Raw genomic sequence first — 7,010 nt, forward strand, 5'->3', positions numbered from 1 at the left:
ACACCATATTCGGCTGCCAGCTCCGACACTGTGCGCTCGCCTTTCAGCGCCTCTAACGCAACACGCGCCTTGAACGCCGCGTCATGGTTCCTGCGTTTCTTCATGTTCTGATCTCCTCGTTCTTGGAGACCAGCAGACGTCAGATCGTAGCTTCCGTCACTGTCCGATTTTCGGGGAGTAGCTCAAACTATCGCATCCAGATCGACGTCTCAGTGCCGCTCCCACGAACTGCCGCATCTGGCTACCGTTCGCCAGAGCGTAACGTCTTCCCAATCCGACCTGACGTCGGAATGGGTCGAACAATGGCAATCTGAAGGGGATGGGTGTGGCTCGTGCGCATGCTGGGCTCCGTAAGCGACCTGAAGGGGTGCGCACACATGCTTGCCCGGCGGAAGGTGTCAAGTTGGACCTGCACCAGTTTGGTTCCGGCCTCTCGAGAGCGATACACGCCGTAAAGCAGACCTGGTTGGGCAGCGCCCTGAGTGGCAATCAACAGCTAGTCATGGGAAAGCCCGCAGCAGTATCCTGTTTAGTTCGCCCTGAACAAAGACTTCACGCGGCATTTACGATCACATAGCTGCGGTATGGCGTGGTTTCGGCGGTCCATAGCACGGCGATAATCCAGGCAAGCCAAGCCCGGAGGTGGGCCAGGATCTTACGGATGTTGTGGCCACAGGCGTTCAGGACGGCGAAGACCGCGTCGCCGATGGTGCCTTTCAGGGGGCAGCGGGACAGGCGACCGTCGGTCTTCATGTGGCCAATCTCGGCTTCGATCGCGCTTCGTCTGCGGAGGTCGATGATCTCCTTTGCGGTCAGCCCTCTGCGTGTCCCGCTGATCAGGACACGGGTCTTGCCTTCGTCATGCCCCCTGTAACCGCGATCGACGACGGCAAGATCGGGACACTGGTCTGTCAGGATCGCCACCTGCTCGAGGGCCTCTTTCAGGATGTGGCCATCGTAGGGGTTGCCCGCAAAGCTGCGCATGCCGACAACGAAGCCTTCGTCCAGCGTGGTGGCGACGCTGACCTTGTAGCCAAATTCATAGCGCACCCGCGCCTTGCCCTTCGAGATGCAGTCCACCTCGGGTTCATGCAGGGCGTAGATCTTATTGCCCCCCTTGGGCTGCTGATGCAGCAGCTGCGACACCAAGGCGAGCTTGGCGATGATCCGGTCCCGCAGGTCGCCCTCGGGGATGTCCTCCAGGTGGCGGCGTAGGTTGCGCATGACGCGGCCCGTATAGCCCTTCAGCCTTTTCAATGCCTTGCGCAGGCGCTTGAACTGCTTGGCATGGGCATAGCGGCCGACCTGCAGCGCAAGCCTCGGGGCAAGTCGGGCGTAGGATTGCCGCAGATCCACCCCGGCCTCCTGCGCCAGTTCCGCCAGCTGACCGCGCGCCCGCTCGTAAAGCCGGGCGTCCGTCGGATAAGCGATGTTCTTTTCCATCACGGTCGTGTCGACGGCTACGCGCTTGACGCTGTTCTCGTCGATCACACCGGATTTCTGCCCGGCCTGGATCGTCTGGGTCAGCAGCCATTCAACACCCTCCTCGCCGATCCGCCCCCGCCAGCGCGTCAGCGATGACGGATCAATCGGCGGACGATGCTGGAAGAAAGTCTCTCCGGTGAAGTGCTGGTAATAGGGGTTCTCGACCCAGCGCGCGACCACCGCCTCGTCTGACAGCCGATAGGCGTGTTGGAGGTAGAGCAGCCCCGCCACCAACCGCGGCTCCGTCGCTGGCCGACCCTTGCTGGATGGAAAGAAACCGGCCCACTCCCGCTCGAACAACTCCCAGTCGATCAGCGCCGCCAGCTTCACCAACTCATGCCGCGGATCGATCAAGTCGATCAAACGCGGACGAAGAAGGTCGTCTTGTTCCTCAGGGAGTGGACGGTGCTTCATGGGCAGAACCGAAATTGCAGGGTTTCAGCCACAAACATACAAAAGCCTGCTCTCTGAGGCTAGAAAAACTGCGATTTCTCAACGCAAAATCAAGGACATGGGGTTTGTTCAGGGCGAACTAAGTAGCAGTTTACAGCGAGGTTTTGTGGATATATCTATATTTATAGTCGAAATTGAATCAAAAGAGATGAATGGTATGTCAGAGTCGATTTATTTTTTCGATGGCCGTCTTGATATCCTTGGTTCATTGGTCAAGTCAGTCCCTGATGGTGGCGTATGGTATGTCATTGACCCTGCCATTGATGGCTTTCAGCAAGTCGCTTCGAACATCCAGTCACATTCAGAAGTTAATTCCATACACCTTTTTTCGCATGGAGCCGAGGGTACTGTTTTTTTCGGGTCTACCACGTTATCTGTTGATAACATTGATGACTACTCGGCCACTCTTAGTGGTATATCACGGCATCTTGCCGATGGGGCCGACATTCTGATTTACGGCTGCAACAGTGCTGCGGGGGAGGCGGGTCAGGCGCTCATCACGAAGTTGGCCGCGCTAACACAATCAGACGTGGCTGGCAGCGCAAATGTGACAGGCGCGGCAGATTACGGCGGCGACTGGGTGCTTGAGGTTGCTACTGGCGATATCGAGGCGCGGACCTTGCATATGCTCGGATTTTCTGGGACCCTTGGGCAGTATGCGGGCGGCGCCGGCGACGACTTGCTAACTGGCGGGGTTGGCGATGATACGATCGACGGCGGTAATGGGTTCGACACGGCAGTCTTTTCAGGGGGTTATGCCGAGTATCGGTTGACGCCTTTAGAGACTGGTGTTTTGGTTGAAGGCATCGAGGGGCGCGATGTTCTGACGGGGATCGAGCGTTTACAGTTTTCGGATGTGAGCGTCGATATCGTTCTTGCAGGTCCTGCTGAGGCCCGGGTCAACTCCTTTGTCAGTGGTGAGCAGCATACCCCTGCGGTTACTGCATTGTCCGATGGTGGCTGGGTTGTAACTTGGATGTCCCAATGGCAGGACGGTTCTGGCTGGGGCGTTTATGGCCAACGCTACGGTTTGGACGGTGCTGCAAGTGGCGCCGAGTTCCGGGTCAACTCCTTCGTCAGTGGTGAGCAGCAGACCCCGTCAGTCACTGCGTTGTCCGATGGCGGCTGGGTGGTGACTTGGATGTCCCATGGGCAGGACGGTTCTGGCTGGGGCGTTTATGGCCAACGCTACGGTTTGGACGGTGCTGCAAGTGGCGCCGAGTTCCGGGTCAACTCCTTCGTCAGTGGTGATCAGCAGACCCCTTCAGTCACTGCATTGTCCGATGGCGGCTGGGTAGTGACTTGGATGTCCCAATGGCAGGACGGCTCTGACTGGGGAATCTACGGCCAACGCTACGGTTTGGACGGTGCTGCGAGTGGAGCCGAGTTCCGAGTCAATACCTACGTCCAAAGCGTCCAGGCAAGTCCTTCAGTAACGGCGTTGTCTGACGGCGGCTGGGTGGTGACTTGGCATTCTGCCGGCCAAGATGGCTCGTCTTGGGGTATCTATGGTCAACGCTACGGTTTTGACGGTGCGGTTAGTGGCGCCGAGTTCCGGGTCAACTCCTTCGTCAGTGGTGAGCAGCAGACCCCGTCAGTCACTGCGTTGTCTGACGGCGGCTGGGTGGTGACGTGGATGTCCCATGGGCAGGACGGCTCATCATGGGGAGTCTACAGCCAACGCTATACCGCCGATGGATACGCTTATGGCAATGTCGACCTGCAGCGGGCTGGGACATTGAGCGATGACCAACATGTCGTCGTGACACCCTATGATGTCTTTGTCGAAAAGCCTGATGGAGGCATGGACAGTGTCGAGACAGCCATCTCATGGACAATGTCCGACAATGTCGAAAACCTTCGGCTGACTGGCGACGGGGCGATCAGCGGCACCGGCAACGCAGAAGCCAACCGGATTGTCGGCAATACTGCTGCCAACTTTATTGACGGTGGCTCTGGCGACGATACGCTGGAAGGTGGCGATGGCGACGACACGCTAGATGGTGGAAGCGGCAATAATACGCTGGTCCTTAGCGGCGTGCGGTCTGACTACATCATTCCGACCGTGGCGAGGCGCGATGCCAGTGGCATTGTCATTTCGGTTTACCCTGATGCTCGCGATGCTGGAGTTATGGACGGCACCGATACCATCCGTAACATCCAGCGCATTGTCTTTGCCGGTGAAAGCGATCCTGCCTTTGCAACGTTGGTGCTCGATGACCATGGTAATGCGCCGGATGTGGGCAACTTAACGCTGGAATATGGAAAGGTCTATTCTGGCACTCTGAATTTCAAAGGCGATGTCGATTACTTCCGGCTCGAAACAGTGGCGGGTCAGGCCGTATCTCTCGAGTTTAACAACTCTTTCTATCAGCAGCATATGCGACTGTCGCAGGGCGACGTTCTCGGCTCAAGCTATGGACCGCTAAAGACCACCTGGCCGATCACTCAGACCGGGTTCCAAGACGTAATGATCGGCAACTACGACTGGAATTGGTCTGGCAGTCGGTCGCTGACATATTCCTTCATCCTGCGCCGCGACTGGACTGGTTCCGCGGGCGACGACAGCTTCGTCGGGGAGGGACGTTTTGAACATTTAATGGGCGGGCTGGGCAATGACAGCCTGACGGGTGGGCGCAATTCAGACCTGATCGAAGGCGGGTCCGGCAGCGACGCGCTTCGCGGCGATGGCGGCGATGACGTACTGGATGGTGGGTCGGGCAGCAATGTGGCGATCTACGCCGGAAAACGTTCAGACTATGACATCACCTTCCTTGGTAACGCAAGTTGGCGCATCTCGCACAAGGCGGCCGGCGGTGATGGGACTGACACGGTCAGCCATGTCCAGCAACTTCGCTTTGCAGACCAAACACTTGTTCTGGATGATTTGACAAACAGCTGGGACAGCACTGCCATCACCTCTGTCGGCTTTGGCCAGACCCTCACCGGTCGCGCAGATTACTTGGGCGATTCTGACTGGTTCCAATTCAATTTTGGTAGCTACCGAGACAAGGTGCTTGGCGTCCGGCTGGATGTCGAAACGGCATCAGGCCGGTTCCGTTTTATCAACTCAGATGGGCTCGAACTGCATCTGCGCGATACCAGTGGCGCAGATGTGGTCTGGATCAGCGCAGGGCAGACCCATTCGCTTACCCCGTTGGGCTGGGGTTCTGATCCCGAGAATGACCCGTTTCTGGGGGGCCGTGTGCGGGTCGAATTCTTGTCCGAAGGCAACTCCACCGGCCTTTATACCATCTCGATCGGACGAGAACTGATGGGGACTTCCATGTCCGATGCGCTGAATTCCAATAACGGAATGGGCGCCGTCTATGAAGTGCTCCGTGGCCTTGCCGGCGGGGACACTCTGATCGGCAGTGCGGCCTCGGAGCAACTGTTCGGTGGTGATGGCGAAGATCGACTTGTGGGCCAAGCGGGCAACGATTTCTTGCAAGGTGGCGCTGGAGCGAATGTCGTCGATGCCGGTGCAGGGGATGATCGAATCGACGTGACCGGGCGCAGTCAGGTCATGGACACCATCGATGGCGGTGCCGGATCGGACACGCTGCAGATCAGCAATGGTGTATCGCTGACTGGAGCCAAGATCAGCAATGTCGAAACAATCATGTCGGTCGACGGCGGAATGTTTGCTCTGACCTCGGCAGAGATTGCAGACTGGGGTGTTGGCCGACTGGAAAACCTGACGGTCAGCTTGACTGCCGCAGGAACATTCGATGCATCGGCGCTTTCCGGCGATTTCAACGTCTATGGGTCGACTGGACAGGACGAGATCCGTACCGGAAGTGGCAGCAACCTGATCAACCCGCGCGCGGGGACGGTCAATGTCGCGGCGGGTGCAGGGGATGACGTGATCCTCTATCAGCCGGCCCCTGGCGACTGGCAACCCCTCGCCGTGACGCAGGCCAACTTCCTGCAGGGCGATGCATCTAGCCGCAGCTACAGTCTATTAGGCCAGATTGACGGTGGTGCAGGTGCCGATGCACTGGAGTTCAACTTTACATATTGGATCCATACTTGGGACGGTCACGCATATGTCGGATCACCCTACTCGCTGGATTTAAGCCGAGCAGTTCTGGAAGGCTTGGAAAGCCTTCGCATTACCGGTGTCACGCAAGGAAACAACCTGCCCGCTTTCGTAACGATGACGGCAGAGCAACTAGCAGGGTTCACGCAATTGACAGGGCTGCGCGGCGTGCAGCTTGTGGGGGGGGGGACGGTTGATCTTGCGGCGTTTGTTGCCAAGGGAGGCAGCAATTTGACCCTTTCCGGAGCGGTGGGCTACACGCTCAATGGTTCAGGCGGATCAGACGAGATCATCGACACCGCGGGGAACGACATTCTTCGCGGCAACGCAGGCAACGACCTGATCACCAGCTCTAAGGGCACAGACACGGTTTCGGGTGATACAGGAAATGATTCGATCATCATAACCGACAAGACGACGGTCTCCGACTGGATCGACGGTGGCGAAGGGTTCGATACGCTGGAGATCCGAGGCGACCTCGTCGATCTGTCAGGTGCCAAGATCAGCGGCATCGAGCGAATAGAGGTGAGCGCAAACACCTTTTCCATGACCGCGACACAATGGGAGGCACTGGGCGGTTTGGTTGAGTCCGCACCCCGCGCTTCTGTCCGCTACGGGCTGACGATGACCGAGCCGGGCACGATTGTTCTATCGGAGAGTGCCACCTTCCCCGTCGTGACGGGCTCTGAAGGGGTTGACGTGGTTGTCGGAAATTCTGCGGCGAATGTGATAACAGGAAATGGCGGCAATGATCAGCTTGACGGTGCCGCGGGTGCAGACCAGATGCGGGGCGGCGCCGGCGACGACTCGCTGACTGGCGGGGTTGGCGATGATACGATCGACGGCGGTGAAGGGTTCGACACGGCAGTCTTTTCAGGGGGTTATGCCGAGTATCGGTTGACGCCTTTAGAGACTGGTGTTTTGGTTGAAGGCATCGAGGGGCGCGATGTTCTGACGGGGATCGAGCGTTTACAGTTTTCGGATGTGAGCGTCGATATCGTTCTTGCAGGTCCTGCTGAGGCCCGGGTCA

At 58.1% G+C, this 7,010-nt stretch carries 3 protein-coding genes; 1 reads left to right on the forward strand and 2 read right to left on the reverse strand.

What is annotated here, in order from left to right; genetic code table 11:
• Both AC72UB_RS13175 and AC72UB_RS13180 read right to left on the reverse strand, forming a co-directional pair.
• The coding region (locus AC72UB_RS13175; protein ID WP_505189763.1) for a transposase at positions 1-104 on the reverse strand (104 nt) is incomplete at its 3' end.
• A 448-nt stretch (positions 105-552) separates the two neighbouring features.
• Entirely contained in the window at positions 553-1,899 is a 1,347-nt protein-coding gene (locus AC72UB_RS13180; RefSeq protein WP_505190193.1) for an IS5 family transposase, read from the reverse strand.
• Between AC72UB_RS13180 and AC72UB_RS13185 the strand changes: the two genes are divergently transcribed.
• Positions 1,898-7,010: DUF4347 domain-containing protein (locus AC72UB_RS13185; RefSeq protein ID WP_505190194.1), on the forward strand; the 5,113-nt coding region annotated here is incomplete at its 3' end. The two genes, AC72UB_RS13180 and AC72UB_RS13185, sit on opposite strands and share 2 nt — an antisense overlap.

Source organism: Allotabrizicola aquatica (SeqCode) (assembly GCF_965194375.1).
GTDB classification, from domain to species: domain Bacteria; phylum Pseudomonadota; class Alphaproteobacteria; order Rhodobacterales; family Rhodobacteraceae; genus Tabrizicola_A; species Tabrizicola_A aquatica.